Source organism: Streptomyces sp. NBC_00568 (genome assembly GCF_026341855.1).
Taxonomy (GTDB): domain Bacteria; phylum Actinomycetota; class Actinomycetes; order Streptomycetales; family Streptomycetaceae; genus Streptomyces.
This window is the reverse complement of sequence record NZ_JAPENW010000001.1, coordinates 4086366-4113140: the sequence shown is the minus strand read 5'-3', so window position 1 is coordinate 4113140 and position 26775 is coordinate 4086366. Positions and strand designations below refer to the sequence as shown.

Annotated in this window: 22 protein-coding genes and 1 tRNA gene; 12 read left to right on the top strand and 11 right to left on the bottom strand. The window is 70.9% G+C overall.

Translation table 11 applies throughout. From position 1 onward, the window contains the following. Window positions 1–17: 17 nt before the first annotated feature. On the top strand, window positions 18–602 hold the full coding sequence (locus OOK38_RS17910) for a nicotinamidase (protein WP_266759239.1): 585 nt from the start codon (window positions 18–20) through the stop codon (window positions 600–602). 61 nt (window positions 603–663) lie between these two features. Here the strand turns inward: OOK38_RS17910 and OOK38_RS17905 are convergent, their stop codons facing one another. Together OOK38_RS17905 and OOK38_RS17900 are read right to left on the bottom strand one after the other, a co-directional pair. Next, complete coding sequence (locus OOK38_RS17905; RefSeq protein WP_266759241.1) at window positions 664–1029, bottom strand: hypothetical protein; 366 nt, start codon at window positions 1027–1029, stop codon at window positions 664–666. 121 nt (window positions 1030–1150) lie between these two features. Then, the gene (locus OOK38_RS17900; protein WP_266759243.1) at window positions 1151–3505 is read right to left on the bottom strand and encodes an immune inhibitor A domain-containing protein; all 2355 of its coding nucleotides are present in this window, start codon (window positions 3503–3505) and stop codon (window positions 1151–1153) included. Window positions 3506–3946: 441 nt separating this feature from the next. Here OOK38_RS17900 and OOK38_RS17895 point away from each other — a divergent pair, with 441 nt between their 5' ends. Then, window positions 3947–4234 carry a hypothetical protein gene (locus OOK38_RS17895; RefSeq protein ID WP_266848588.1) on the top strand — a complete coding sequence of 96 codons (288 nt, stop codon included), beginning with the start codon at window positions 3947–3949 and terminating at the stop codon, window positions 4232–4234. 166 nt (window positions 4235–4400) lie between these two features. Here OOK38_RS17895 and OOK38_RS17890 read toward each other — a convergent pair whose 3' ends face one another. Next, the gene (locus OOK38_RS17890) at window positions 4401–5105 is read right to left on the bottom strand and encodes an RDD family protein (protein ID WP_266759247.1); all 705 of its coding nucleotides are present in this window, start codon (window positions 5103–5105) and stop codon (window positions 4401–4403) included. Window positions 5106–5168: 63 nt separating this feature from the next. Next, window positions 5169–6905, bottom strand: coding sequence for an RDD family protein (locus OOK38_RS17885; RefSeq protein ID WP_266848586.1), 1737 nt, complete (start codon window positions 6903–6905; stop codon window positions 5169–5171). Window positions 6906–7184: 279 nt separating this feature from the next. On the opposite strand from OOK38_RS17885, the gene OOK38_RS17880 reads away from it, so the two are divergent. Then, entirely contained in the window at window positions 7185–7697 is a 513-nt protein-coding gene (locus OOK38_RS17880; RefSeq protein WP_266759251.1) for an SsgA family sporulation/cell division regulator, read from the top strand. A 10-nt stretch (window positions 7698–7707) separates the two neighbouring features. On the opposite strand, the gene OOK38_RS17875 is transcribed toward OOK38_RS17880, so the two are convergent. Next, complete coding sequence (locus OOK38_RS17875) at window positions 7708–9114, bottom strand: FAD-binding oxidoreductase (RefSeq protein WP_266759253.1); 1407 nt, start codon at window positions 9112–9114, stop codon at window positions 7708–7710. 92 nt (window positions 9115–9206) lie between these two features. On the opposite strand from OOK38_RS17875, the gene OOK38_RS17870 reads away from it, so the two are divergent. Continuing rightward, the gene (locus OOK38_RS17870) at window positions 9207–10883 is read left to right on the top strand and encodes a lipopolysaccharide assembly protein LapB (RefSeq protein WP_266848584.1); all 1677 of its coding nucleotides are present in this window, start codon (window positions 9207–9209) and stop codon (window positions 10881–10883) included. 401 nt (window positions 10884–11284) lie between these two features. Here OOK38_RS17870 and hppD read toward each other — a convergent pair whose 3' ends face one another. Further along, the gene (hppD, locus tag OOK38_RS17865) at window positions 11285–12430 is read right to left on the bottom strand and encodes a 4-hydroxyphenylpyruvate dioxygenase (protein WP_266848582.1); all 1146 of its coding nucleotides are present in this window, start codon (window positions 12428–12430) and stop codon (window positions 11285–11287) included. Between the two features lie 122 nt (window positions 12431–12552). On the opposite strand from hppD, the gene OOK38_RS17860 reads away from it, so the two are divergent. The 7 genes from OOK38_RS17860 to OOK38_RS17830 all read left to right on the top strand — a co-directional run bounded on the left by OOK38_RS17860 (window position 12553) and on the right by OOK38_RS17830 (window position 18045). Continuing rightward, on the top strand, window positions 12553–13023 hold the full coding sequence (locus OOK38_RS17860) for an Lrp/AsnC family transcriptional regulator (RefSeq protein ID WP_266765705.1): 471 nt from the start codon (window positions 12553–12555) through the stop codon (window positions 13021–13023). Between the two features lie 23 nt (window positions 13024–13046). Beyond that, window positions 13047–13694 (top strand): ABC transporter permease, encoded by a 648-nt coding sequence (locus OOK38_RS17855; protein ID WP_266759259.1) that lies wholly within the window; start codon window positions 13047–13049, stop codon window positions 13692–13694. A gap of 70 nt (window positions 13695–13764) precedes the next feature. After that, a complete protein-coding gene (locus tag OOK38_RS17850) occupies window positions 13765–14976 on the top strand; it encodes a betaine/proline/choline family ABC transporter ATP-binding protein (protein WP_266765706.1) in 1212 nt (403 codons plus the stop codon). After that, a complete protein-coding gene (locus tag OOK38_RS17845; protein WP_266759261.1) occupies window positions 14973–15839 on the top strand; it encodes an ABC transporter permease in 867 nt (288 codons plus the stop codon). The genes OOK38_RS17850 and OOK38_RS17845 overlap by 4 nt, the downstream gene beginning before the upstream one ends. Beyond that, window positions 15836–16804, top strand: coding sequence for a glycine betaine ABC transporter substrate-binding protein (locus tag OOK38_RS17840; protein ID WP_266759263.1), 969 nt, complete (start codon window positions 15836–15838; stop codon window positions 16802–16804). The genes OOK38_RS17845 and OOK38_RS17840 overlap by 4 nt, the downstream gene beginning before the upstream one ends. A gap of 289 nt (window positions 16805–17093) precedes the next feature. Continuing rightward, the gene (locus tag OOK38_RS17835; protein WP_266759265.1) at window positions 17094–17720 is read left to right on the top strand and encodes a transcriptional regulator; all 627 of its coding nucleotides are present in this window, start codon (window positions 17094–17096) and stop codon (window positions 17718–17720) included. 139 nt (window positions 17721–17859) lie between these two features. Beyond that, window positions 17860–18045, top strand: coding sequence for a hypothetical protein (locus tag OOK38_RS17830; protein ID WP_266759267.1), 186 nt, complete (start codon window positions 17860–17862; stop codon window positions 18043–18045). 16 nt (window positions 18046–18061) lie between these two features. Here OOK38_RS17830 and OOK38_RS17825 read toward each other — a convergent pair whose 3' ends face one another. From OOK38_RS17825 to OOK38_RS17810, 4 genes are all read right to left on the bottom strand, one after another. Continuing rightward, window positions 18062–18850: a S16 family serine protease gene (locus OOK38_RS17825; protein ID WP_266759268.1), complete on the bottom strand. Its 789-nt coding sequence runs from the start codon at window positions 18848–18850 to the stop codon at window positions 18062–18064. 385 nt (window positions 18851–19235) lie between these two features. Then, window positions 19236–19877, bottom strand: a complete 642-nt coding sequence (locus OOK38_RS17820; RefSeq protein WP_266759270.1) for an IclR family transcriptional regulator — start codon at window positions 19875–19877, stop codon at window positions 19236–19238. 795 nt (window positions 19878–20672) lie between these two features. Continuing rightward, window positions 20673–22475, bottom strand: coding sequence for a DEAD/DEAH box helicase (locus OOK38_RS17815; RefSeq protein WP_266759272.1), 1803 nt, complete (start codon window positions 22473–22475; stop codon window positions 20673–20675). Between the two features lie 336 nt (window positions 22476–22811). Next, window positions 22812–24248, bottom strand: a complete 1437-nt coding sequence (locus OOK38_RS17810) for an MFS transporter (protein ID WP_266759274.1) — start codon at window positions 24246–24248, stop codon at window positions 22812–22814. A gap of 249 nt (window positions 24249–24497) precedes the next feature. On the opposite strand from OOK38_RS17810, the gene OOK38_RS17805 reads away from it, so the two are divergent. Beyond that, a tRNA-Cys gene (locus OOK38_RS17805) sits at window positions 24498–24572 on the top strand. A 919-nt stretch (window positions 24573–25491) separates the two neighbouring features. Here the strand turns inward: OOK38_RS17805 and OOK38_RS17800 are convergent. After that, a complete protein-coding gene (locus tag OOK38_RS17800) occupies window positions 25492–26658 on the bottom strand; it encodes an SUKH-4 family immunity protein (protein ID WP_266848580.1) in 1167 nt (388 codons plus the stop codon). Window positions 26659–26775 lie beyond the last annotated feature (117 nt).

Genomic DNA, 26775 nt, shown 5'->3' with positions numbered 1-26775 from the left:
GCCGAAGGACACCGCCCATGCGCCGCGCCTTGATCGTCGTAGACGTGCAGAACGACTTCTGCGAGGGAGGCAGCCTCGCGGTGTCCGGGGGCGCCGATGTGGCCGCCGCCATCACGGAGCTGATCGGGCAGGCACCCGCCGGCTACCGGCATGTCGTCGCCACCCGCGACCTCCACATCGCCCCCGGGGGCCACTTCGCCGACAACCCCGACTACGTGCACTCCTGGCCCGCGCACTGCGTGGCCGGTACGGAAGGGGTCGGCTTCCACCCGAACTTCGCCCCGGCCGTCGCCTCCGGCGCGATCGACGCCGTCTTCGACAAGGGCGCCTACGCGGCGGCGTACAGCGGCTTCGAGGGCGCCGACGAGAACGGCATGCCGCTGGGCGACTGGCTGCGCGCCCGCGGGATCGGCGAGGTCGACGTGGTCGGCATCGCGACCGACCACTGCGTACGGGCGACCGCTCTGGACGCCGCGGAGCAGGGCTTCCGCACGACCGTCCTGCTCGACCTGACGGCCGGAGTGGCCGAGGAGACGACGGAACGCGCGCTGGAAGAGCTGCGCGCGGCCGGGGTGGAGCTCACGGGCAAGCCCGTGGTCTAGCCGGGACGCCCCGCGCATCACACAGGGTCGTACGACGTCACTCGCCGTCCCGTCCGGTTCGTCATGGCTGCGGTGCCGGGCGTCTGAGCAGCGTCCTGATCGGGTGCCACAGCTCCTGGGGGAGCTCGGGGACACCGATGCCGGTGACGCCGGTGCCCGGGACGCCGGCGTCGGGTGCCGTGCGCCATATGAGCCCGTCGGGGTGGTGCAGGACCGCGGTGATCTCGTCGGGTGTGGGCGGGGACGCGTTGCCCCGCAGGTAGACGGCGCGCAGGCCCAGATTGCGCAGGCGCGTCAGGGCGCGGGCACGGTTCTGGGCGACGACCAGGAACCGTATGCAGCCGGCGCCGGAACCTGCCGGACTGGGCAGGTTCAGCGCCACCACGACGCTGCCGTTCGGCAATCTGCAGAAACCTCCTGCGGCCATGCGGTCACACCCCCGTGCGAGTCAGTGTCAATAAGCCGGGCACAGGACGCACCTAAACACGATCGGCGGCAACCCGCCAGAGGGTTGCCGCCGATACGCTTCTGACCTGCGGAAATACTGACTACTTCACTGCGGGACCGACCTTGAGGGAGATCGTCGAGCCGTCCTTGGCCTCCTTGACGATCTGGATCTTGGTGTTGGTGTCAGTGATCTTGACGCCGCCGGTCGGGTTCCTGTTGTCGTAGTAGTCGCTGGTGTGGTCGTTGAAGACCGACACGCCCTTCTTCGACGGGATCTTCGTGGCGACGTCGGCGCTGTGGAGCGTGATGCCGTCCGTGCGGTACAGGCTGAAGGTGGAGTCGTAGGCCTGGATGCGGTTGCGCATCAGCGTGCCGTTCTCCCACCACAGGGCCTTCGAGTGCGCGTCGACCGGAAGCGCGAGGCCGACACCCGGGTGCTGGCTGGTGTTGTTGTCCGCCTGCGAGGTGTCCCACTTCCAGATCAACAGGCCGTTCTGGTAGGCGTAGTGCTCCACCCAGTCCGGACGGGTCGTCGAGAAGCCGAAGTTGTACGGGCCGACCTTGAGGGTCTTGTCGTACGAGACGTACTGGCGGTTCTCCGCGAGGTAGTACTGCGCGTAGTCCTTGGTGAAGGAGGCGCCGATGCGGGAGAAGCCACTGGCGGTCCAAGCGGCGTCGGCCGTCTCGGCGTTGTCCGAGAAGAGCGCGGTGCCGTCCGCGGTGACGGTGATCTCGTCGGCCGCGAAGCCCTTCAGCGCCACACCGCCGTCGCTCTGGTAGCGGAAGCGGACGTCGATCTTCTTGCCCGCGTAGGCGTCGAGCGGGTACGCCAGCTTCGCGTACGAGTCGATGGTGCCGGTGAGGACGGGCTTGTCGCTGCCGTCGCGCGGGATCGCGGCGCCGTTCACCGTGCCGTCGAGAGCGGTCCAGTTGGCGCCGCCGTCGGTCGAGACCTCGGTGTACAGGTAGTCGTAGTTCGCCTCGATGTCGTACCAGCCGTCGAGGGTCAGCGTCGCCGACGACTTGCCCGTGAGGTCCACGGACCGGGTCAGCGTGTTCTTCAGGTTGTCACCGCTGCCGCTCCACCACTGGGTCGAGCCCTGCGCCGGGGTGACGACCGTGGTCGTGACCGCCTTCTCCGGCAGCGTGACGACGAGCGCCTGCTTGTTCCAGGTGTTGTACTCGGCGACACCCAGCTTGTGCGTGGACTGCTTGCCGGCCTTGGCGGTGTCGTAGTTCAGCCAGCCGAGCTGGAGCTTGTCCCAGGCGTTGAAGTCGCCGGGGAGGTCGCCGATGGAGTCCTTGCCCCTGCCGAGCCAGGAACCCGAGGACATCAGGGTCCAGAAGCCGGTGGAGTTGTCGCCGCCGGCGGTGTCGTAGTGGTCCGGCAGACCGAGGTCGTGACCGTACTCGTGGGCGAAGACGCCGAGTCCGCCGTTCTCCGGCTGGATGGTGTAGTCGCCGACCCAGATGCCGGTGTCGCCGACCTGGGCGCCGCCGAGCTTGTTGTCGCCCGGACCCGTGGCACCCGCGTCGGTGCCGAACGCGTACCAGCGGTGGGCCCAGATGGCGTCCTCGCCCTGTACACCGCCGCCCGCGGACTCGTCCTCACCGGCGTGCACGATCTGGAAGTGGTCGACGTAGCCGTCGGGCTCGTTGAAGTTGCCGTCGCCGTCGAAGTCGTAGCGGTCCCACTGGTCGAAGCCGGCCAGGTCCGCCTTGATGGCCGCGTCGGACGCGCCGGCCGCCTTCTGCTGGGCGACCCACGCGGTGACGCCGTCCTTGACGACGTTCCACACGCTCGGGCAGTTCGTGTCGCCGCAGGCGTTGTTGCCGTAACGGGCCTCGTTGAAGGGCACCTTGACCCAGTCGGCGACCTCGCCGTCCACCGAGTAGCGGCCCGAGGACTGCGTCTCGTAGAACTTCTTCATCGACTCGACGTTCTTGCCGGTGCCGAAGTAGAGGTCCTGGAAGTGCTTCTGGTTGTAATCCGCCTGCCAGGCCGTGCTGTTGTCCTTCTTGCGGTCCGGCTTGGCGATCGTGTTGTGCTTCGGGCCGGCGGTGCCGCCGTACTTCGGGTCCGTCTTGTCGCCGAACTCGACCAGGATCGTGAAGATCTTGTCGGTCTTCTCGCGGCCCAGCTCGACGTACTTGCTGTCGCCCTTCTTGCTCTTCAGCTGGACGACCTGCGAGCCGTTGCGGTTCTGCACCTTGGCGTCGCCGGATATGACCTGGTTCAGCGCCTCCTGGCGCTGGGCGTTCTGGGTCTTGCTCAGCGGGCCGTCGAGGTCGTGGTCGACCGTGTTCTTGACCGGCTGCGGGTCGTGGCGGTCCACGACCGGTGAAGCGGCGGCCGAGTCGGCCTGCGCCACGGCGTACGTCGAGAACGTGGCGGTGGCCGCCGCGAGGGCTACGCCCACTGCGGCTGCTCTGAACGTCCATGGTCTGTTGGTCACTTGATGTCCTCCCCCGCGTGCGTTCACGCGGAGGGGGTTCCGGGTCATGGAGGTCCGCGCGCGCTATCGCGATTCAAGTGACGACAGTTGACCGGAGTTACCAAAGAAAAAACAGATCTTGACTTGAACCTGGCAAGTGCATTATGCGGAGCCTCCGTTCGCTATCCGGACGCCCCCGAAACCCCTCAACGGGCGCGCCCGAATGTCCACTTGGTGGACGTGATGACTCCGTGCGCCCCCTGTGCACCGGCACCGTGGGTAAGGTCACGCTTACCGGTCGTTCCACTCGGGCATGCAGGCGAATAGAGTCGATTGGGCGAAGCGTCGGAAGTCGGCGAAAAGCCAAGTCGACACCGTTGTCTCACCCCCGATTTCTATCCGCACCCTCCCCCATCGCGAGAGGCCCCGGGGGGAGAACCCCCATCCGAGGACACGATTGCCATGCCTCGTCCGACCGCCGCACAGCTCGCCTACGGTTCCTGCACCGTGATCTTCTCCACCCTCGCCATGCTGCTGCTGTCACAGACGAGTTCGAGCCTGGGGATCGTGCTGATCACCCTCTCGGCGCTCGCGCTCGGACTGCTCGTGGCCATGACGGTCCCGCTGCCGAAGCCCGCACCGTCCGCCGCCGCTCCCCTCGTCCGCGAGCGGGTACCGGTGCAGTTCGAGACCGCGTCCGTCTCCGCCTCCTCCGCACCCGAGCCGGTACGCGAACCCGCGGGTCCCTGAAGCCGCGACGCGACCTGCGGGCCGCGGTGCCCTTCGGGACCGGTGGACTCCCGGCACCCAGGACGCCGCGGCCCCGGCGCACGCAACGCTCCGACCTCGTGCACGAACGGCGGGCCCGCGCATCGCGGGCCCGCCGTTCGTCCGTGCGCCGTCGCCGCCCGGCCGGTCATGCTCTGGAGTCGACCACCACCGTCTTGGCCGCCTTGTCGTGCAGGCCCTGCTTGTAGGGCTTGTCGAAGAAGCTCCAGCCGCCCGCGATCGCCGTCCAGATGCAGGCGCAGCAGAACGCGAACGGGATCCACAGGACCAGGGCCCGGACCAGGGAGGTCTGCACGGAGGGGGTCGAGCCGTTGTCGAGGTTGGCGACCCGGTGGTTGAACAGCCTCTTGCCGAGGGTCTGGCCCGACTTGCTGATCATCACGGTGTCGTAGGCGACGAAGCAGACGGCGGCCACCAGGGACTGCCCGAACGACTTGCCGTACTCGATCTTGTCCGAGTCCACGTTGTACTCGGTGACCCCGAACGCCCAGGACAGCAGCCACACCACGATGAGCACCAGGATCATGTCCAGGATCCTCGCCAGCACCCGCTTCCCGCTCTCCGCGAGCGGCGGCATCCCGGCGAGCGGATCGCCGCCGTACGGGCCGCCACCGCCGTAGGGGTCACCGCCCCCTCCGTAGGGGCCGCCGCCTCCGGACGGGGGCGGCTGCCCCTCGAACGGGGGCGGCTGACTGCCGTAGGGAGGGGTCTGACCGCCGGGAGGCGGCGGGTCGTACGGGGAACCCCCGCCCTCGGCGGGCGGGGGCTGCTTCTTGAACGGGTCGTCGTCCGGTGGCTGGCCGGGGCCCGGGGGCGGCGGTTCGCTGCTCATGGCCCGAGTCGACCGCGAACCCTCCGGATCCGCATCCGGCGAAGGGCCGTCCGGGGGACGGGATCACCGTTCCGAGGCCGCCACGAAGGTGTGGGCCGCCTTGTCGTGCCAGCACTGACGCCAGGGCCTGTCGAACAGGCACCACAGGACACCGACGACTCCGACGAGCAGGAGACCCGGGACGCTGTAGACGAGCCAGCGGCCCAGGGCCCGTCCGAAGGCCGGCGGTTCGTGACCCTCTATGTCGCGCACCTCGACGCCGCACAGCTTCTTGCCCAGGGTGCGGCCCCACTTGGCGGTGGGCAGGACGTCGTAGAGGACGCCGAAGAGGAGCAGTACGGCGAGGATGATGCCGAAGCAGGTGGCGGTCGTTCCGTCGAGCAGCCAGACGGTGACCTTCTCGCCCGACAGTTCGGCCGCGTCGATCTTCTCGTTGACATGGTCGACCGCCCTGGTGCCCAGCGGCACGGCGGCCACCGCGGTGACACCGGCGAGGACGACGGTGTCCACCAGCCGGGCGGCCAGCCGTCGGCCGAGGCCGGCCGGACGGGCCGCCGAGTGCCGGCGAGCGGCCGCCTGGAACACGTCGTCGACGGGCGGCTTCCACGGCGTGACCCGCTGCCCCTCCTCGGCCGGGTCCCCCGCGAGCCGGTGCACCTGCTGCGCCCAGGAGGGCTGACCGCCGCCGACTCCGGAGGCCATGGGCGTCGAACCGCCGGACTGCTGGGGGACGGCGGGGGCGGGAGCGGCCTGCGCGGCGGCCGCCTGGGCCGCCGGCGCCTGGGCCGCTGCGGCGCCTGGGCCGCTCGGCGCCTGGGCTGCCGATGCCTGGGCCGCCTGCCCGGCTCCGAAGCCGCCTCCGGCCGACGCGGCGGACGCGACGGACGGACCGGACGCGGCCGACGGACCGGACGGGGCGGGTGCGCCCGGCGGAGCCGCCGCCGGACCCGTGCCCCCGCCGCGCGCCCCGCTCTGCTGCTCCGTGCGCGGGGAGAGCGCACCAAAATCGGGGGCGCCCCCGGAAGGGACGGGGTTCTGGGCGCCCGGCGTGGCGGTGGAGTGTCCGGCGCCGGGCTGCCCGGCGCCCGCGGCGACCCCGGTCCCGGCCCCGCTCAGACCGTCGGCTCCGCCTGAACCCGCGTCACCCGTACCGCTCGTACCCTCCGTACCGCCCGCGTCCGCCGCGCCCTCGGGTCCCGTGGGCGGCACCGGTCCCGTGGGGCGGCGGAAGACCACGGGCCCTCCGGACACCGGGGGCCGGGGGCCGCCGGAGTCGGCGGGCGGGATCGTCGCCGTACCGTCCGTGCGCGCCGCCGCCCCGTCGGGGCGGCTCACCGCGTCGGCGGGCTGCGTCGCGCGCGCGACGCGCGGGTCGGATCCCTGCGGCGCGCCCCAGGACACCCGGCGGTCCTGGTCGCCGCCGAAGCCGGACTGCTGGGAGCGGTCGGCACCCCACGCGGTGGCAGGCTCGGGCCGGCTGCCGTGCTGCGCCTCGGCGGGGGTGGCCCGGCGGGGCTGCGGGTCCTCGTCGAAGAAGTGCGGGCCCGTCTCCTCCGCCGTGGGGGTGCCTCCGTGTCCGAGCGCCGACGAGAACTCGGGGGAGGGCGCCGGAGCGGGCACATGCGCGGAGCGCACGCCGGCCGGCGGGGCGAGCGCCTCGCCGCCCGAGGGCGCCGGGCGGCTCGTGCCCGGCACCCAGGCGGCACCGTTCCAGTACCGGACATATCCAGGAATGGAGGGGTCCGGGTAATACCCTTCGCGGGGCTTGTCGTCACCGGGGGCCGGGGTTGGGGCGCTCATGTCCGTCGTCCCGTATCTGCTCGGGGGTCTGATTGAGGGTCCACATCTATCAGACCGGCGCACGCGTCACGGCCGGTCCCGCGGTACCCACCCCTTTCGGGCAAGCTTCCGCCCCCTCTTGCGAGCGGGCTTCCGAGCCTGTGCGCGGTGTGCCCGAAGGAGGGACGGAACGGGTCCGAAAAATTTCTCCGAACCCGCGTAATGGTTCCGCCGCGAGGCGCTCTCCACTCGTACGGGCCCGCCCACAGGAGCCCGTACGACGAGAGGAAGCGCATCGACATGCACACCGTGGTGGAACGCGAGCTGGAGCTCAAGCTCGTCCTGTCGCCCGAGCGCAGCATCCCTGTGGCGGCACGCCTCAGCTACCGCACCGAGGACCCGTACGCCGTCCACATCACCTTCCACATCGGCTCCGACCATCCCGTCAACTGGACCTTCGCCCGTGAGCTGCTCGTCGAGGGGGTGTTCCGGCCGTGCGGCCACGGCGATGTGCGGGTGTGGCCGACGAAGGTCGCCGGGCGGGGCGTCGTCCTGATGGCGCTGAGCTCACCGGACGGCGACGCGCTCCTCGAAGCGCCGGCCACGCAGATCTCGGCCTGGCTGGAGCGCACGCTCAGGGCGGTCCCGCCGGGCTCCGAGGCCGATCGGCTCGGCATCGACGCCGGCCTGGCCGAGCTGCTCGCGCCGTCCCCGAAGCTCTCGCCCTCGCTCGATCAGGGGGGATCCCCGTCGCCCGACGACCTGTGGCTGCGCGACCCGTGGCCGTCGGACGAGTCCGCGGACGGTGAGTAGCCCTGGCGTCTCAGAACAGCTTGCCCGGGTTCAGGATGCCCAGCGGGTCGAACGCCGTCTTGATGGCCCGCTGCATCTCCACGCCCACCGGGCCGATCTCGCGGGCCAGCCATTCCTTCTTCAGCACGCCCACGCCGTGCTCGCCGGTGATCGTGCCGCCGAGTTCCAGGCCGAGGGCCATGATCTCGTCGAAGGACTCGCGGGCCCGGCGGGACTCGTCGGGGTCGGTCGCGTCGAAGCAGACGGTGGGGTGCGTGTTGCCGTCGCCCGCGTGCGCGCAGACGCCGATGGTCAGGGCGTACTTCTCGGCGACGCGCTCGATGCCGTCGAGCATGTCGCCGAGCCGGGAGCGCGGCACGCACACGTCGTCGATCATCGTGGTGCCCTTGACCGCCTCGAGCGCGGTGAGCGACAACCGGCGTGCCTGGAGGAGGAGTTCGGACTCGGCCGCGTCCTCGGCCGGGACCACCTGTGTCGCGCCCGCGGCCTCGCAGAGCGCGCCCACCACGGCGAGGTCGGCTGCCGGGTCGTGGGTGTCGAAGGCGGCGAGCAGGAGCGCCTCGGTGGTCTCCGGGAGGCCCATGTGCGCGAGGTCGTTGACGGCCTTGACGGTCGTACGGTCCATCAGCTCGAGGAGGGACGGTACATGGCCGCCCTCCATGATCCGGCAGACGGCGTCGCACGCGGCTCGCGCCGACCCGAACTCGGCTGCCAGGACCAGCTGCTGGGGCGGCTGCGGCCGCAGCGCCAGGATCGCCCGTACGACGATGCCGAGCGAGCCCTCGGAGCCCACGAAGAGCCGGGTGAGGTCGTATCCGGCGACGCCCTTGGCGGTGCGGCGCCCGGTGGACATCAGCCGCCCGTCGGCGAGGACGACGTCCAGGCCGAGGACGTACTCGGCCGTCACCCCGTACTTCACGCAGCACAGGCCGCCGGAGGCCGTGCCGATGTTGCCGCCGATGGTGCACATCTCCCAGCTGGAGGGGTCCGGCGGGTAGTACAGGCCGTGTTCGCCCACGGCGCGGGAGAGCGCGGCGTTGATGACGCCGGGTTCGACGACGGCGATGCGGTCGACCGGATTGATCTCCAGGATGCGGTCCATCTTCACCAGGGACAGCACGACGCAGCCGTCGGAGGCGTTGGCCGCTCCGGACAGGCCGGTGCGGGCGCCCTGCGGGACGACCGGGACACGCAGTTCGGTCGCGACGCGCATGATGTGCTGGACCTGCTCGACGGTGCGCGGCAGGACGACCACGGAGGGCGTGCCCGCCTCGCAGAAACTCGCCATGTCGTTGGCGTAGGAGGCCGTGACGTCCGGGTCGGTGAGGACGGCCTCGTCCGGCAGACCGCTCCGCAGACGGTCGAGAAGGTTGCCGGTCGCTTCGTCGCGCGGGGCTTCGATACGGCTCATGATCACAGCGTCGCACTCGGGGCCATCGGTGTGAACCCCATCCGCGCGAGGCTTGGCCTGCCGGGGTGCGGTCTTCGTATTGACGCACAGTGAGCGGCATGGAGATCGAACAGCGACAGCCGGTGCCCGCCGGGTCCGGGCCCGCGGAGCCCGTCGGCCCGCAGCCCCCGGAACCCTCCGGTCCGCGCCGTTCCCCGCTCACCCGGCGGGCGCTGATCGGCGCGGTCGCCGGCTGCGCCGCGCTCGGCGGCCTGCTGGTGCTGCTGCCCTCGCTGGGGCGGGACGGGGCGGCGCGGCCCGCCCCGGGTCCGGTGGCCCGGGCGGTGACCGCGGTGGGCTCCGGGGTTCCGGCCGCGCTGCCCGATCTCGAGGCGCTCATCGACGACCACGAGAGCCATCTGCGGGCCCATCCGCGCGACGACCGGTCGTGGGCGGTGCTCGGCGTCGCGTACACGGAGCAGGCGCGGCGGACGGCGGCGGCCGCGTACTACCCGAGGGCCGAGAAGGCGCTGCGCACCTCCCTGCGGGTGCGGCCGAAGGCCAACGCGGAGGCGCTGGACGGTCTCGCCGGTCTGGCCGCCGCGCGGCGTGACTTCCGGGCCGCGAAGGAGTGGGGCGAGGCGGCGGTGAAGCTGGCGCCGAAGCGGTGGACGGCGTATCCGTCGCTCATCGACGCGTACACCGGGCTCGGTGACCACAAGGCCACGAGCAGGGCCCTCGACAAGCTGCTCGGCCTGCGTTCCGGACCGGCGGCCCAGGCCGTGGCGTCGCGCGTGTTCCGGGACCGCGGCCGGCGTGAGGACGCCGCGGCGGCGATCTCGGACGCGGCGGCGGGTGCGGCGACCCCCTCCGAGCGGGCGGTGTTCCTCCAGCAGGCCGGTGATCTCGCGTGGGAACGCGGCGACCTGAAGGAGTCGCTGGACTACTACCGGGCCGCGGTGAACACCGACGCCGACGAGCACGGCGCGCTCGCCGGACAGGGGCGCGCGCTGGCGGCGCTCGGGCGCACCTCGGAGGCGCTGCGCGCGTACCGGGCGGCGCTCGCCAAGCGGCCCGCGCCGCGTTACGCGCTGGAGCTGGGCGAGCTCTACGAGAAGGTGGGGCTCGGCGGGGCCGCGCGCGAGCAGTACGACCTGGTGCGGGAGCTGGTGCAGCGTGACGCCAGCGCGGGTGTGGACGACGAGCTGGTCCTCGGGGTCTTCGAGGCGGACCACGGCGATCCGCAGGCCGCGGTGCGAACGCTGCGCGTGGAGTGGCGGCGGCATCCCGGCATCGCGGTGGCGGACGCGCTGGGCTGGGCGCTGCACCGCTCCGGGGACGACGCGGAGGCGCTGAAGTTCGCCGAGCGGGCCATGGACAAGGAACACGGGGGCGAGGTGCGGAGCGCGCTGTACGCGTATCACCGGGGGCAGATCGAGCGGGATCTGAGGCGGTCCGGGCCGGCCCGCCGTCATCTCGCGGAGGCGTTGCGGATCAATCCGCATTTCTCGCCGCTGCTGGCACCCGCGGCCCGGGAGGCCCTGGCGGCCCTGGGCGAGCCACCGGCCACGGGCCTGCCGGAGCCGTCGGAGGAGTCGGACGGGTCCGAGGAGTCCGGACCGTCCGGGGAGTCCGGGGAGTCCGGGGAGTCCGACGAATCGGCGGGGGCGACGGGCGCGGCCGGGGCTCCCGGGACGGCGGGGTCGCCCGGGTCCGGCTCTCCCGGCCCGGCGGCCCCGTCGACCGCGCCGGGGCGGCCGTCGGCTCCCGCCTCGAGGCCCTCAGCGGCACGGTGAACGCCGGAGCACGCGTGGGCGGTGGACGTAGGCACAAGCGTCGTGTCTCCGGCCCTGGAGACACGTTTGCCGCCGACCCCGGAGCACGTGTGCCGCCGGCCCCCGAGACACGCGTGCCGCCGACCCCGGGGCACGTGCGCCACCGAGCCGGGAGCATGCTTGCCGCCGACCCCGGAGCACGTGCATCACCGAGCCGGGAGCGTGCGTGCCGCCGACCCCGGGGCACGTGCATCACCGAGCCGGGAGCGTGCGTGCCGCCGACCCCGGGGCACGTGTGCCGCCGCCCCCGCGGGCATGTGTGCCGGTAGGCACGGGAACAGGTGTGTCCGGGGGACGCCACCGGGGCGTCCACCGGACACATGAGGCCCAACGGGCCCTCAGAACTTGCCCGTTCTACGGGGTCACAGGTTGCCGCGCTTCTCCTGCTCGCGCTCGATCGCCTCGAACAGGGCCTTGAAGTTGCCCTTGCCGAAGCCCATCGAGCCGTGCCGCTCGATCATCTCGAAGAAGACGGTCGGACGGTCCTGGACCGGCTTGGTGAAGATCTGCAGCAGATAGCCGTCCTCGTCACGGTCGACGAGGATCTTCAGCTCGCGCAGGGTGTCGACGGGGACGCGGGTGTCGCCGGCCCACTCGCCGAGGGTGTCGTAGTAGGAGTCGGGGGTGTCGAGGAACTGGACCCCGGCCGCGCGCATGGCCCGCACGGTCCGGACGATGTCGTTCGTGTTCAGCGCGATGTGCTGGACACCCGCGCCGCCGTAGAACTCCAGGTACTCGTCGATCTGGGACTTCTTCTTGGCGATGGCGGGCTCGTTGATCGGGAACTTGACCTTGAGCGTGCCGTCCGCGACGACCTTCGACATCAGCGCGCTGTACTCGGTCGCGATGTCGTCGCCCACGAACTCCTTCATGTTCGTGAAGCCCATGACCTTGTTGTAGAAGCCGACCCACTCGTTCATCCGGCCGAGCTCGACGTTGCCGACGCAGTGGTCGATGGCCTGGAAGGTCCGCTGGGCGGGCGGCTCGACGATCGGCACGGCGGCCACGTACCCGGGCAGGTAGGGGCCGTCGTAGCCGGTCCGCTCGACGAGCGTGTGGCGGGTCTTGCCGTACGTGGCGATCGCGGCGAGGACGACCGTGCCGTTCTCGTCCTTGAGCTCGTACGGCTCGGCGATCGAGGTGGCGCCGTGCTCGACGGCGTAGGCGTAGGCGGCGCGCGCGTCCGGGACCTCGATGGCGAGGTCGACGACGCCGTCGCCGTGCTCCGCCACGTGCTCGGCCAGGAAGTGGCCCCAGGTGGTGGCGGGCTTGATCACGGAGGTGAGGACGAAGCGCGCCGAGCCGTTCTCGAGGACGTACGACGCCGTCTCGCGGGTGCCGTTCTCCGGTCCGGAGTAGGCGACGAGCCGCATGCCGAAGGCCGTGGAGTAGTAGTGCGCGGCCTGCTTGGCGTTGCCGACGGCGAAGACGACCGCGTCCATTCCCTTGACCGGGAAGGGGTCGGCCTGCCGGGCGGTGTCGGGAGTGTGGTGTGTGGTCTGCGTCATGGCCGCAGGCTCCCTCCGTTCCGCAAGGTGCGCAATAGTTCGCCTGTCGACTGAACAATGTGTGCAGTGAGAAGTGCGTAGCGACAGGCTTTCTGTACATGATGACCATCTCGGAGGTCCGCATGGCGATCGATCATCTGGACGGGCGGCTGCTGGTGCTGCTGGCGAAGGAGCCGCGCATCGGGGTGCTGGAGATGTCGCGGCGGCTCGGGGTCGCGCGGGGAACGGTGCAGGCCCGGCTGGACCGTCTTCAGTCGAACGGAGTCATCCGGGGCTTCGGTCCGCAGGTCGACCCGACGGCGCTCGGGTATCCGGTCACGGCGTTCGCCACGCTCCAGATCAGGCAGGGGCAAGGCGCCGACGTACGGGCCCACTTGGCGACCGTGCCCGAGGTCCTTGAGCTGCACACGACCACCGGCAGCGGGGACATGCTCTGCCGGCTGGTGGCCCGCTCGAACGCCGATCTCCAGCGTGTGATCGACCGGGTTGTCGGTTTTGATGGCATCGTCCGGGCCTCCACGGCGATCGTCATGGAGAACCCGGTTCCGCTGCGGATCATCCCGCTCGTGGAACAGGCGGCGACCGAGCACTGAACCGATGAGCGGGGTGACGTGGCGTGAACTTCTGGGAGTACCTGAGCAGCCGCCACGAGCAGCTGCTCACGGACGCCTACCAACACGCCAGCGCGGTCTTCCAGTGCATGGTCGTGGCGACCCTCATCGGCGTGCTGATCGGCATCGTCACCTACCGCAGCGACTGGGCCGGCAACCTCGCCACCACGACGACCTCGGCCATTCTGACCATTCCCTCGCTCGCCATGATCGGTCTGCTGATCCCGATCGTGGGCCTGGGCGTTCCACCGACGGTGATCGCCCTGACGCTGTACGGGCTGCTGCCGATCGTGCGCAACTCGATCGTCGGCCTGCGCGGCGTCGATCCCTCGCTGGTCGACGCGGCCACCGGGATCGGTATGTCGCGGACGGCCCGGCTGGTGCGCGTCGAACTGCCGCTGGCCTGGCCGCCGATCCTGACCGGCATCCGGATCTCCACCCAGATGCTGATGGGCATCGCGGCGATCGCGGCCTACGCCTCCGGGCCCGGCCTCGGCAACGAGATCTTCCGCGGCATCAGCTCGCTGGGCAGCAAGAACGCGCTCAACCAGGTGCTCGCGGGCACGGTCGGGATCATCATCCTCGCGCTGCTCTTCGACGCCGCGTACGTCCTGCTCGGCCGGCTGACCATTCCGAGGGGGATCCGTGCCTGAGACCGCCGACACCACCGAGCGCCCCGAGGACTCCGCGGCCGGGAGCGCGTCGTCCACCACGGGCGCCACGATCGAGCTGGAGAACCTCACCAAGCGCTACCCCGGCAGCCGCGACGCCGCCGTGGACAGCGTCAACATGGAGATCAAGGCGGGCGAGCTGGTCGTCTTCGTCGGCCCGTCCGGCTGCGGCAAGTCGACCACCCTGAAGATGATCAATCGCCTGATCGAGCCGAGCGGCGGCCGCATCCGCATCGGCGGCGAGGACGTCACCGACATGGACCCGGTGAAACTGCGCCGCAAGGTCGGGTACGCGATCCAGTCGTCCGGGCTCTTCCCGCACATGACGGTCGCCCAGAACATCGCGCTCGTGCCGAAGATGACCGGCTGGCCGAAGGCTCGGGTCAAGGCGCGGGTCGAGGAGATGCTGGACCTGGTCGGGCTGGACCCCGGCGAGTTCCAGGGCCGCTATCCGCGCCAGCTCTCCGGTGGTCAGCAGCAGCGCGTGGGCGTGGCGCGGGCGCTGGCCGCGGACCCGCCCGTCCTGCTCATGGACGAGCCGTTCGGAGCGGTGGACCCGATCACCCGCGACCACCTCCAGGACGAGCTGATCCGGCTCCAGCACGAGCTGCACAAGACGATCGTCTTCGTCACCCACGACTTCGACGAGGCCATCAAGCTCGGCGACCGGATCGCGGTGCTGCGCGAGCACTCGCACATCGCGCAGTTCGACACCCCGGAGGCGATCCTCACCAACCCGGCCGACGACTTCGTGTCGGGGTTCGTGGGCGCGGGCGCCGCACTGAAGCGGCTCAACCTCAGCCGCGTACGGGATGTGGAGATCACCGGCTGTCCGACGGTCACCGTCGACGACCCGCTCCAGGAGATCTTCGGCAAGCTCCGTTCCAGCGGTACGAACGAGATCCTGCTCCTCGACAAGCGGGGCCGCCCCTACAAGTGGCTGCGGCGCGGCGATCTGATGCGGGCCAAGGGCTCGCTGGCGCGGGCGGGCACGCTGGTGCACGACACGGTGACGCGGGACGCCACCCTGCGGGACGCCCTGGAGGCGGTGCTCACGGACAACTCGGGCCGGGTCCCGGTCACCGGGCGGCGCGGCGAGTACACCGGGGTGGTGGACATGGAGACCCTGATGAACTCCGTGCACGAACTCCTGGAGGCCGACCGGCTGGAGGCCATGGAGCACCAGCACGAGCTGGAGGAGGCGCGCGCCCACCAGACCCAGTTCGAGCAGGAGGGTGTCGACGGCGGGGAGGCGAAGGCGTGAGCACGCCGCCGACGGACCGGCGCCCCGAGGGCGAGCATGAGGTCAAGGGCGTCCCCTTCCGCGACGACAGCGACGGTGACGGCGAGGGCGAGCGGGAGGCTCCGCCGCCGCACGCGCCCCCGAGGCGCCGGATCAGCTGGCAGAAGCTGACCTTTCTGCCCGCCGTGCTGATCGCTCTGCTGCTGGCCACCTGGATCTGGTTCCAGCAGGCGGACCTCGACGCGATCTCCAAGAACGCCCTGTCGAACGGCCAGGTGTCCAAGGCCCTGTGGCAGCACATCCAGCTGACGCTGATCTCCACGTTCTTCGTGCTGATCATCGCGATCCCGCTGGGCATCCTGCTGACCCGCAAGGCGTTCCGGAAGTTGACCCCGATCGCGATGACGATCGCCAACATGGGGCAGGCGACCCCGGCGATCGGTCTGCTGGCCCTCCTCGTGATCTGGCTGGGCACCGGCGAGAAGTCGGCCCTGATCGGCATCACGATCTACGCGATCCTGCCGGTCCTCTCGAACACGATCGCCGGTCTGAAGGCGAACGACCCGACCCTGCTGGAGGCGGCGCGCGGCATCGGCATGTCACCGCTGGGCGTGCTCACCCGTGTCGAACTGCCGCTGGCCGTACCGCTGATCCTCGCGGGCGTCCGTACGGCGCTGGTCCTGAACGTGGGCACCGCGACCCTCGCCACCTTCGGCGGAGGCGGCGGCCTCGGCGTCCTCATCACCACCGGCATCACCACCCAGCGCATGCCGGTCCTGGTCCTCGGCGCCATTCTCACTGTGGCGCTCGCGCTCCTTGTCGACTGGCTGGCGTCGCTGGCGGAACTGGTGTTGAGGCCGCGCGGGCTGGAGGTGGGGACATGAGGAGGACCCGCGCCCACGCGGCGCTGGCCGGCGTCCTCGTCCTGGCGTCCGCGTGCGGGCTGACGAGCGGCTCCCCGATGACCGACGACGTCAAGCCCGGCACGATCGGGCGGGGCGAGCCGCTCAAGGGGGCCAGCCTCACGGTGGCGTCGAAGGAGTTCACCGAGCAGCTGATCCTCGGCGCGATCATGGGCGTCGCCTTCCAGGCGGCCGGCGCCCAGGTGCTCGACCGCACCGGCATCCAGGGGTCGATCGGCGCCCGCGAGGCGGTCAAGAACGGTGACGCGGACGCCATGTACGAGTACACGGGCACCGCGTGGATCACCTACCTCGGCAACAGCGAGCCGATCCCGGATCCGATGAAGCAGTGGCAGGCCGTGCACGACGCCGACCCGAAGAACGGGGTCACCTGGCTGCCGCCGTCCACCCTGAACAACACCTACGCGCTCGCCATGAACCAGGCCAACTTCAAGAAGTACGGCACGAAGACGCTGTCCGACGTGGCCGCGCTGTCGAAGTCGGACCCGAGCGCGGTCACCCTGTGCGTGGAGAGCGAGTTCGCCAACCGGGCCGACGGACTGCCGGGCATGGAGAAGGCGTACGGGATGGACATCCCCGCGAAGAACATCACGCAGATGGACACCGGGATCATCTACACCCAGGTGGCGAAGGGGAGTTGTACGTACGGGGAGGTGTTCACCACCGACGGGCGCATCAAGTCGATGAACCTGGAGGTGATGCAGGACGACAAGAAGTTCTTCCCCAACTACAACGCGGCGCCCGTGATCAACTCCAAGGCCCTGAAGAAGTATCCGCAGATCGCCGAGGTCATCGAGCCGGTGACGAAGAGGCTGAACAACACGGTGGCGCAGGAGCTGAACGCCAAGGTGGACGTTCAGGGCCAGGACCCGCACGAGGTGGCACTGGACTGGATGACGTCGGAGGGCTTCGTGACACAGGACTGATCCGGCGGCGAGCGCGGCCCGTGGAGAGCGACCAGTCCCTGGAGGGCGATCAGTCCTGGAGGGCGGCCGGTCCCTGGAAGGTGGCCGGTCGGTCCATGGAGGGTTGCCGGTCGGTCCATGGAGGACGGCCGGTCGGTCCGCCGAGGGCTATCGGATCGGTCCGGTGGGTGCGGGTGCCGCCGGTCCGGTGAGTGGTCCGGCGAGTGTCCGGTGAGCCTGGCCCTGATCCAAAGAAGTAGTTGCAAAGAAACCGTTGCAAGGGGTTCTTTGCAACGCTATCTTTGTACGCATGACGGAGCAGCCCCCGCTTCCCCCGGAACCCCCGCAGCCACCCCTGCCACCCGAGCCCCCACGGCACCGCCGCCTCGACGCCCGCTCACTGCGCGGCCTCGCCCATCCCCTGCGCATGGAGCTGCTGAGCACCCTGCGCCGGAAGGGACCGGCCACCGCGTCGATGCTCGCCGAGCGGCTGGGCGAGTCCAGCGGAGCCACCAGCTACCACCTGCGGCAGCTCGCCGCGCACGGCTTCGTCGAGGACGCGCCGGAGCGGGGCAAGGGGCGGGAGCGCTGGTGGCAGGCCGCCGACCAGGGTCTGGGCTTCGACGAGGAGCTGCTCAAGGACCCGGACCCGGCGGTGCGCGGGGCGGCCGACATGTTCCTGCACGAGGTCGCCACCAGCCACGCCCGTGAACTGTCGACCTGGCTCGGCACCCGCGACGACTGGTCCGAGAGCTGGACCCGCGCCACCGACATGAGCGACTTCACGATGCGTCTGACGCCGGCGCAGTCCCGGGAACTCATCCAGAAGATGCACGACCTGCTCGACAGCTACTGCGCCGTCGAACGCCCCGAGGACGACCCCGAGGCGGCGCAGGTGCGCTTCCACACGCACGTGTTCCCGCAGGCCTCCGACTGACCGGGCCGGTTCACAGCCGGCCCGCTCACGTGACACGACTCGCACGACCGCTCGGCCCGCACAACCGCTCCGCCCGCACGACCGCTCGGCCCGCACGACCGCTCAGCTCGCACGATCACATCGAAGAGAGGTCACCCTGATGCACCCGGACACCCATCTCCAGCTGCACCACCTGCGTGCGGCCGACCTGCGCGCCGAGGCGGACGCGTACCGGCTCACGGCCGAGACCAGGAACCCCCGCCGGCTGCGCGCCCGCGTCGGCTGGACCCTCGTGGAGGTCGGCCTCCGGCTGGCCTCCGCGCCGAAGGCGGCGGCCGCGTTCTAGTGTCCGCGGACTCGCCCTAGCAGCTCGGGACCGAGCCCTTACCCTTCTCCAGGGCCACCAGCGCGTTCACCGCGCCCTGAAGAGTGGTGACCGGGATCAGCCGGAGCCCCTTCGGCAGCTCCGACTTCGCGTCCGAGCACTCCGCCTTCGGAACCAGGAACACGGTGGCGCCGTCGCGGCGGGCCGCCTGGGTCTTGAGGGCCACGCCACCGACCGCACCGACCTTGCCGTCGGCGTCGATCGTCCCCGTCCCCGCGACAACGCGGCCGCCGGTGAGGTCGCCGCCGCTGCCGTCGCCGTCCAGTTTGTCGACGATGCCGAGCGAGAAGAGCAGTCCCGCGCTCGGTCCGCCGACGTCGGCGAGCTTGAGCGTGACCTTGACGTCGCCCTTCTCGTGCAGATAGCCGAGCGCCGCCTCGGTGGCGGTGTCCTGGGACTTCTTCATCTCGTTCGCGTTGTGCTGCTCGATCTCCTTGACGCTGCCGCCGCTCGGGTAGACCGAGTCACGGGGCATCACGGCCTTGTCGGTGGCGAACCAGCCCTTGAGCACGTCACCGAGGGAGACGTCCGCGTCCGGGCCGGTGGCCTCGATCGTCGTCATCCGCAGCTGACCGCTGGTGTCCCGGGTGGGCGCGCCAGTGATCGTGATCACCGGGTCGCCCTTGTTCTCGCCGAGGACGTTCGCCGTCAGGCCGGGCTGCGCCAGGGAGAACGGCAGCGGCGCGAACGCCGCCGTGGCGAGCAGAGCCACGACGGGGAGGGCGCAGACAGCGACGGCCTTGGGGCGCGTGAGGCGAGAGAGCACGGGTTCAATCTAACGTCACCGCCGGTCGAGCCCTCCGTACAGGTCCCACCGGGCGGCCCATGAGCCCGGCGGCAGGAGGGTCGGCGTCCTGAGGGTCGGCGGTGTGGGGCTTGGCGTCACGTGGGCGACGTCACGTGGGCCCCTGTCATGAGCCGCGGCGTCACGTGGGTCGGTGGCACGTGGGCCGGTGGCACATGGGCCGGTGCCATGTGGGCCGGTGGCACATGGGCCGATGCCACGTAGGCCGATGCCACGTGGGCCGGCGGCACATGGGCCGACCTCACGCGGGTCGGAGCCAACGGGTCGGCGTCACGAGGCACGGTCACGGGGTGGAACACGGGCGCTGGGTCACGTGGGCCGGAGTGCCGACGGCCGGCTGCCGCGGTCAGCGCAGGGCGTCCGCGACCTCCCGGGCCGCGTCGACCACGCGCGGTCCGACCCGCTCGGGCACGGCGTCCGCCAGCATGACCACGCCCACGCTGCCCTCGACCCCCGTCACCCCGATCAGCGGCGCCGCCGCCCCGCTCGCGCCCGCCTCCAGTTCCCCGTGGGTGAGCGTGTACCCGGGCTCCCCCGCCGGCGCCTGCCGGGCGGCGAGGATCGCGCGGCCCGCGGCCCCCCGGTCCAGGGGGTGCCGGAAACCGGCGCGGTAGGCCACGTGATAGTCCGTCCACGTCGGCTCGACGACGGCGACGGCGAGCGCCTCCGTCCCGTCGACCAGCGTCAGATGAGCCGTCGCCCCTATGTCCTCGGCCAGCGCTCGCAGCGCGGGCAGCGCGGCCTCCCGTACCAGCGGATGCACTTGGCTGCCCAGGCGCAGCACACCGAGCCCGACCCGGGCACGGCCGCCCAGATCACGGCGTACGAGGGCGTGCTGCTCCAGCGTGGCGAGCAACCGGTACACCACGGTCCGGTTGACGCCCAGTTTGTTCGAAAGCTCGGTGACGGTCAGCCCGTGATCCGTGTCGGCGAGCAGCTTGAGGACGCGCAGTCCCCGGTCGAGCGTCTGAGAGGTCTCCGCGGTCACGACGCCCACTCCTTAGTGGTGAGGTCGACGGCCCTCTCTCGGCGGATGCGTCACCGAGTCCCGTCGGCGACGCGCTTCAGAGGCCGCCGGTCGGCCGGCAACCCGGGCTCTTCCCGGGTGCAGTCGCTTCACGGCTGCGCTCCGCGGCGGCGCTGCCACGGGGCGTGTGCGTAGCGGGACAGTAGCGAGCCGGTCCCGCTCAGCGGAAGCCTCCGTCCAGAATCCGGGCACGAGCTGGTACGGAGTGATTCCGTTTGTCCCAGAACGCGGGGCGCGCGCCACGCGGCGTACACCGCCCATGCACGCAGCGCACAGGCCGCGGTGCACGCCTCCCCGGAGGGAGCGCGCCCCCTCGGTACGGGGCTCGCACCCCGTGTCACGAGTTCCGGATACCAGCGGCTCCGGAGGTAACCGGTTCGCCATGTCACCCCGCCCGGCGGACTCCCCGCCCATGGCCCGGTCCCGGAAACGGCCACCTCCCCCGGAACCACCGCATCCGGATGTCACGACGTTCGGACATCACCGCACCGGACGCACCAAGCCTGATGTCACCAAGTCCGGACGTCACCACTTCCGGACGTCACAACGCCCTGATGTCATGCGCGACCGGACGACATCACGACAGGACGGCAACACGACGGGACGACATCACGATGGGACGACCGGACGGCACCACACCCGGACGGCACCACGACCGGACGGCACCACACCCGGACGGCACCACGACCGGACCGCACAGATCCGAAACTCACTCCGTACGGACCGCACGCATCCGGCAGAAGCTCCGCCCGGACATCACCGCATCCGGGTGGCCCACTCCTGGACCTTGGCGATCCGCTGACGGAGCTGTCCCGCCGTGGCCTCCGCGCTCGGCGGGCCGCCGCAGACGCGTCGCAGCTCGGTGTGGATCACGCCGTGCGGCTTGCCGCTCTGGTGGACGTACGCGCCGACCATGGTGTTGAGCTGCTTGCGCAGTTCCAGCATCTCCTTGTGGGAGACGACGGGTCGGCGCTCGGCCGGGAGCTCGAGGAGGTCCGCCTCCTCGTCCGGCTTCTTGCGGCTGTGCGCGATCTGCCGGGCCTGCCGCTTCTGGAGCAGCAGCTGCACCTGGTCGGGTTCGAGAAGCCCGGGGATACCGAGGTAGTCCTGCTCCTCCGCGCTCCCGGGGTGGGCCTGCATGCCGAACTCGGCGCCGTCGTAGAGGACCCGGTCGAAGACGGCCTCGGACTCCAGCGCCTCGAAGGAGAACTGCTCCTGCTCGCCGGTGTCCTCGTCCTGCTCCTTGTTCGCCTCCTCCATCTCCTGCTCGGACTCGGCGTACGGGTCCTCCTCGCCCTCCTTCTTGGGCTTGTCGAGGGCGTGGTCGCGCTCGACCTCCATCTCGTTGGCGAAGGTGAGGAGGTCGGGGACGGTCGGCAGGAACACGGACGCGGTCTCGCCGCGCCTGCGGGACCGCACGAAACGGCCGACGGCCTGTGCGAAGAAGAGGGGTGTCGAGATGGTGGTGGCGTACACGCCGACGGCCAGGCGCGGCACGTCGACGCCCTCGGACACCATGCGCACGGCGACCATCCACCGGGCGTCACCGTGGCTGAACTCGTCGATGCGGTTCGAGGCTCCGGAGTCGTCGGACAGCACGACGGTCGCCTTGGTGCCGGTGATCTCGCGGATCAGCTTGGCGTAGGCGCGGGCCGAGTCCTGGTCGGAGGCGATGACGAGGGCCCCGGCGTCCGGGATGCCCTTGCGCACCTCGGTGAGCCGCTGGTCGGCGGCGCGCAGCACGCTCGGCATCCACTCGCCGCGCGGGTCGAGCGCGGTGCGCCAGGCCTGGCTGATGGCGTCCTTGGTCATCGGCTCGCCGAGCCGGGCGGCGATCTCGTCGCCCGCCTTGGTGCGCCAGCGCATGTTGCCGCTGTAGGAGAGGAAGATGACGGGCCGCACGACGCCGTCGCCGAGGGCGGACCCGTAGCCGTACGTGTAGTCGGCGGAGGACCGCCGGATGCCGTCCCTCCCCTCCTCGTACGTGACGAAGGGGATGGGGTTGGTGTCGGAGCGGAACGGCGTACCGGTGAGCGCAAGCCGGCGGGTGGCGGGCTCGAACGCCTCCAGGCAGGCCTCGCCCCAGGACTTGCTGTCACCGGCGTGGTGGATCTCGTCGAGGATGACGAGGGTCTTGCGCTGCTCGGAGCGGTTGCGGTGCAGCATCGGCCGCACACCGACACCGGCGTACGTCACGGCGACGCCGTGGTACTCCTTGCTGAGCGGCCCGGCGCTGTACTCGGGATCGAGCTTGATCCCTATCCGCGCGGCCGCCTCGGCCCACTGCTTCTTCAGGTGCTCGGTCGGCGCGACCACGGTCACCTGCTGCACGACGTGGTGGTGCAGCAGCCAGGACGCGAGTGTCAGCGCGAACGTCGTCTTGCCGGCGCCGGGGGTGGCGACGGCCAGGAAGTCGCGCGGCTGCTCCTGGATGTACCTCTCCATCGCCCCCTGCTGCCAGGCACGCAGCTTGTTGGCGGTGCCCCAGGGGGCGCGGCCGGGGAAGGCGGGCGAGAGGTGATGCGAGTGCGAGGAGGCGCTGGCGGCGGTGGTAGTCACGGTCTCCGGTCTGGGTGTCGAATGGGAGCGTCCGGGTCCACGCGCGACGCGTCAGCGGTGACGGGTGGGCGGCTCGGCTACGTATGACAACCGGGCCACCCTACCGGCGCCCGGCTCGTCCCGAGGTGCGGACGAGGCCGGGTCACCGGCGGATGGGATTGAGGTCACATCGCCTCGTACGGCACCCCCGGACGCGAGGCGATCAGCCCGAGCAGCGCACGGCGATCCGCCCGAGCGGCGCACGGCGATCCGCCCGAGCGGCGCACGGCGATCCGCGTCCGATGCCCGCACACCGGCTCGGCAGGGCCCAGGACCCGGGGGTCGAAGTCATACGTCCTACCGCTCCCGCAACCGTGTCGTCACCCACGCCCCCACCAGCGCCACCGCGGCCATCGGCAGGAACACCGCGGCGAAGGCGGCCGGGTGGGAGCTGTGGGCGCCGGAGCCCGCGTCGGTGGTCGCGTGGGCCACCGCGCCGCCGCCCAGGGCCGCGAAAGCGGCTCCGCCCACGGCGAGCAGCAGCACGTTCGACAGGGCGTCGGAGATCTGTAGGGCGGCCGAGTTGCTGCCGGCCTCCTCGGGGGCCGAGAGATGGAGCAGCAGCACGCTGGTCGAGGCGATCACCAGGCCCATCCCGAAGCAGCCGAACGCCCAGGCGACGGCGACGGTCCACACCGGCACGGCGGGGATCAGCACGCTCGGCGCGGTCGCGACGGCCGCCGCGACCAGCAGCATGCCGACGAACATCAGACGGTCCCGGTACGGCTCCACACGCGGCCGCGCCTGCACCCAGGAGCCCAGCGCCCAGGTGCCGCCGCCGGCCGCGAGGGAGAGTCCGGCGAGCGTCGGCGACAGCCCCCGCTGGGTGACGAGCATCAGCGGCACGAAGGACTCGGCGGAGATGAAGGCGCCCGCGGAGACCCCGCGCAGCAGCACCACGGACGGCAGCCCACGCGCCGCGCGCCATGTGCCGTGCGGCAGCAGTCCGCGCACGGCCGGGACGAGCAGCGCGGCACCGGCCGCGGCGGGTACGAGGGAGAGCGGGCGCAGATCCTGGGCGGCGTACTGGAGCAGCCCCGCGCCCAGCGCGATCCCGAACGCCAGCCGGATGCGCCGCCGGTCCAGCGGCGCGCGGTCGCCCGCCCCCGCGGGTCCCGAGGCCCGCCGCCGTATCTGGGGCAGCGCGAGCGCGAGCGGAACGCCGACCAGCGCCGGAATCCCGATGAACACCCAGCGCCAGCCGAGGTGCTCGGTGATCGCGCCCGCCGCGAGCGGTCCGACCACGGACGGCACGACCCAGGCCGCCGCGAACGCGGCCATGATCGCGGGCCTCAGCCGCTCCGGGTAGGCCCGCCCGACGACGACGTACAACGCGACGATGACGAGCCCGCCGCCGAGTCCCTGGACGGCCCGCCCGAGGATGAACACCCACATGCCGCCGGCCGTCCCGGACAGCAGCAGCCCCGCCGCGAACGCGCCGATGCCCGAGGCCAGCGAGGCCAGCGGCCCGTCGCGGTCGGACCACTGCCCGGCGAGGACCATCCCGAACAGGCTCGTCGTGAAATACCCGGAGAACGCGAACGCGTACAGGGCGACCCCGTCGAGCTCCCGCGCGGCGACGGGCATCGCGGTCCCCACGGCGGTCGCCTCGAACGCGATCACCAGCACCACGGACACGATGCCGATGCTGAGCGCCCGGTACGGCCGGCTCAGCACCCCGCCCGCCCGCTCGGACAAGGCTGTCGCGACGTCGCGCGCTTCCACTGCTGTCATGGCCGCCAGCGTAAGGTGCGCAGCCCGCACTGACTCCTGTCCGAAGACGGTGATCAACCGGTCCTTTGGTCGTACGACCACTCCCCCGGCGCCCCGGCCCTCCCCGCTCCGACCCGGCCGCACCGCGGTTCATGAACGGCATGTGGCAGTCGCGTTGCGGCGGCGCCGGAACCCTTGAGCCCGCCCCCGAACCCCCCTACGGTCGAGCCATCAGGTTCGGAACGAGTGAGCCGTGCCGCACCTGAGAACGGCCGTGTGCCCGAGTGGTTCAGGGACTCGCCTGCAAAGCGAGTTACGCGGGTTCAATTCCCGCCACGGCCTCCAGTGCCTGAACAGGCAAAATGGAATGGAGGCACCCCGAGGGGGTGCCTCCATTTCTGTTCGCCCGTCTTAGTTTCCGTCTCAGTTGACGCCGCCCTATACGGGCGCGCCAGGGCTTGAAGCGTGTCCTGTGCAGTCCCAGTTACGTGAGCGCCGTGACGGGTGTGCGGTCACGCTGGCCACAGGCGGTACCACCCAGGATCACCGGTACACAGATGCCAGCCAATTCTTCTTGACACACTGGGCAATAGACGGGTGACGGCCAGAACCGATTGCCCTGTGCCAGTGGACCTTGAGCGCGTGCCACCGAAGGCTGATCACCGGCTCGCGGCGCGACGGCCGGAGCGCACGCCAGCGCCTCCTTGGAGAAGCCGGGACGCACCATTTCCCCTGGCGTCGCCGCAGGGACTGCTATTTCACGTTGTGAGAGAACCAGCCATGGGAGCAACTGCCGCACCTACCGTTACTGCCACGGGTCCATCCCTCGCACGCAATACAGGCCAGGCAGTTCAGTATGTCCATTCCATTCCCTAGCCCTGCTCTCTCCAGGCGAGACAGCACCTTTTCGTGTACCTCATCTAGCTGAGGTTGCAGATTTTCCAGGTCGTCCGCGTTCTCCTTGAGCGCTTTCTTCTGCGCGTCGGTCAAGTCAGTGTAGAGGTCCACTGCATTCCCTCATTTCACAGCAGAGAAGCCGTACGTCCATACCGATTGTCACCCAAGCAAGACGGGAAAGCACCTGGAGCAATTACCGGATCACGGTCAACTATTTCCTCGGCAAAACGGCAAAGAATCAATAATTCCGCTCACAACTGGTGCGAAGGTGCCGCCCCTTGGACGTCCGTCTCCTCGGGCGGCAGCTGCCGCCCGAGCGGGGTGCGCCCTGCCCGGGTTCGCGCCCGCCGGAGCGGGGCCGGTGCTGCTAGGCGTACAGGGTGCCGCCCGCCCGGTTTTCGAATATCTCGGGCCAGTGGCGTCGGCCGTCGTCGCCCGGGAGGGACGGGGTCGGGTCGCAGGCGGCGGGGTCGACGGCGGCGAGGGTCTCGGTCAGAGTGGCGGCGAGCTGTTCGTAGGAGCCGCTGAGACCGTGGGCCGCGTCCACCGACTTCTCACGGTGGAGGAGCCAGAGGGTGAACGCGAGCGTGGAGATGTCCGCGTTGAGCGGGCGCAGGGTGAGGTCCGGCTCGCTCCAGGCCAGCACCGCGCCCGTGACGCCGTCCACGACCAGGCTGGTGTCCTCCAGGAGGTAGCCGAGGCGGATCAGGCGGTCGGCGGCGGCCGGGAGCAGGCCCGCGGAGAACTCGTCGGGGCGCTCGTCCGCGTAGTACTCGGTGAGGGCCGGCAGCGGCACCTCCGTGTCCAGCTGGAAGAGGAAGCCGTCCTCGGGCAGGCCGGTCTCCCGCAGGAAGCGGCGGGTCGGTTCGTGCGTCAGCGCGGGCGGGAAGTCGACGTCCTCGAAGCGCATGATCTCGCCCGCGCCGAACTCCTCGTCCAGCAGCCGCTTGGGCAGGCCGAGGACGAGTCCTTCACCGGGTCCGGCGATCCGGGCGAGCGGGCGGATCAGGGCCGCCATCCGCCAGTACGGCGGTACGTGCCCGCCCACACCGTCCTCGAAGACGGCGCTCAGCCGGTCCGACACCTCCGCGACCGCCTTCGGGCCGAACGGGCCCGGCCCGCCCCGGGACAGGGTCAGTTCCTCGGTGGCCGCCGCGAAGCGCAGCAGGGCCTCCAGGGAGGGCGCCAGGGGTGAGAGGTCCAGGTGGGCCGGGTTCCGCAGGACGTGCGTCGAGGAGACCTCGCCCGTCGTCCCGTCCAGCACGATCGACTCCAGGTCCCGGTCCAGGCTGCGCAGCGCCCCGATGACGAGCCGGTCGCGCAGCTCCTCGGCGAGCTTGTCGGCACCGCCCGCCAGGTCGGCGACGGTGCGCAGGCCGTGCTCCCGCAGCGCGCCGAACCCGAGGAGCGTGCCGTCGCCGGGCAGTCCGGGGCCGGTGAGGCGGTCCCGCGTGCCCGCGTGCGTGATGAACGGATCCAGCTCGTCGTCGGCCAGCGTGATCGCGCCGCCGACATCGGTGTCAGTCGTACTCATGGCTCCCCCGCGCATGTGAACGCATTGTGCTTCCCCCACGGATGAACGGCCGGTCGTCCCACGGCAGTTCCCCATTGAGCCAGAACCATACGCCGCCCCACTGACAACGCCAGAAAC

What these genes read in the sequence shown, in the direction of transcription:
- OOK38_RS17910 (WP_266759239.1), top strand. Translation starts at nt 18, where the DNA reads ATGCGCCGCGCCTTGATCGTCGTAGACGTGCAGAACGACTTCTGCGAG.
- OOK38_RS17905 (WP_266759241.1), bottom strand. Translation starts at nt 1,029, where the DNA reads ATGGCCGCAGGAGGTTTCTGCAGATTGCCGAACGGCAGCGTCGTGGTG.
- OOK38_RS17895 (WP_266848588.1), top strand. Translation starts at nt 3,947, where the DNA reads ATGCCTCGTCCGACCGCCGCACAGCTCGCCTACGGTTCCTGCACCGTG.
- OOK38_RS17890 (WP_266759247.1), bottom strand. Translation starts at nt 5,105, where the DNA reads ATGAGCAGCGAACCGCCGCCCCCGGGCCCCGGCCAGCCACCGGACGAC.
- OOK38_RS17885 (WP_266848586.1), bottom strand. Translation starts at nt 6,905, where the DNA reads ATGAGCGCCCCAACCCCGGCCCCCGGTGACGACAAGCCCCGCGAAGGG.
- OOK38_RS17880 (WP_266759251.1), top strand. Translation starts at nt 7,185, where the DNA reads ATGCACACCGTGGTGGAACGCGAGCTGGAGCTCAAGCTCGTCCTGTCG.
- OOK38_RS17870 (WP_266848584.1), top strand. Translation starts at nt 9,207, where the DNA reads ATGGAGATCGAACAGCGACAGCCGGTGCCCGCCGGGTCCGGGCCCGCG.
- hppD (WP_266848582.1), bottom strand. Translation starts at nt 12,430, where the DNA reads ATGACGCAGACCACACACCACACTCCCGACACCGCCCGGCAGGCCGAC.
- OOK38_RS17860 (WP_266765705.1), top strand. Translation starts at nt 12,553, where the DNA reads ATGGCGATCGATCATCTGGACGGGCGGCTGCTGGTGCTGCTGGCGAAG.
- OOK38_RS17840 (WP_266759263.1), top strand. Translation starts at nt 15,836, where the DNA reads ATGAGGAGGACCCGCGCCCACGCGGCGCTGGCCGGCGTCCTCGTCCTG.
- OOK38_RS17835 (WP_266759265.1), top strand. Translation starts at nt 17,094, where the DNA reads ATGACGGAGCAGCCCCCGCTTCCCCCGGAACCCCCGCAGCCACCCCTG.
- OOK38_RS17830 (WP_266759267.1), top strand. Translation starts at nt 17,860, where the DNA reads ATGCACCCGGACACCCATCTCCAGCTGCACCACCTGCGTGCGGCCGAC.
- OOK38_RS17810 (WP_266759274.1), bottom strand. Translation starts at nt 24,248, where the DNA reads ATGACAGCAGTGGAAGCGCGCGACGTCGCGACAGCCTTGTCCGAGCGG.
- OOK38_RS17800 (WP_266848580.1), bottom strand. Translation starts at nt 26,658, where the DNA reads ATGAGTACGACTGACACCGATGTCGGCGGCGCGATCACGCTGGCCGAC.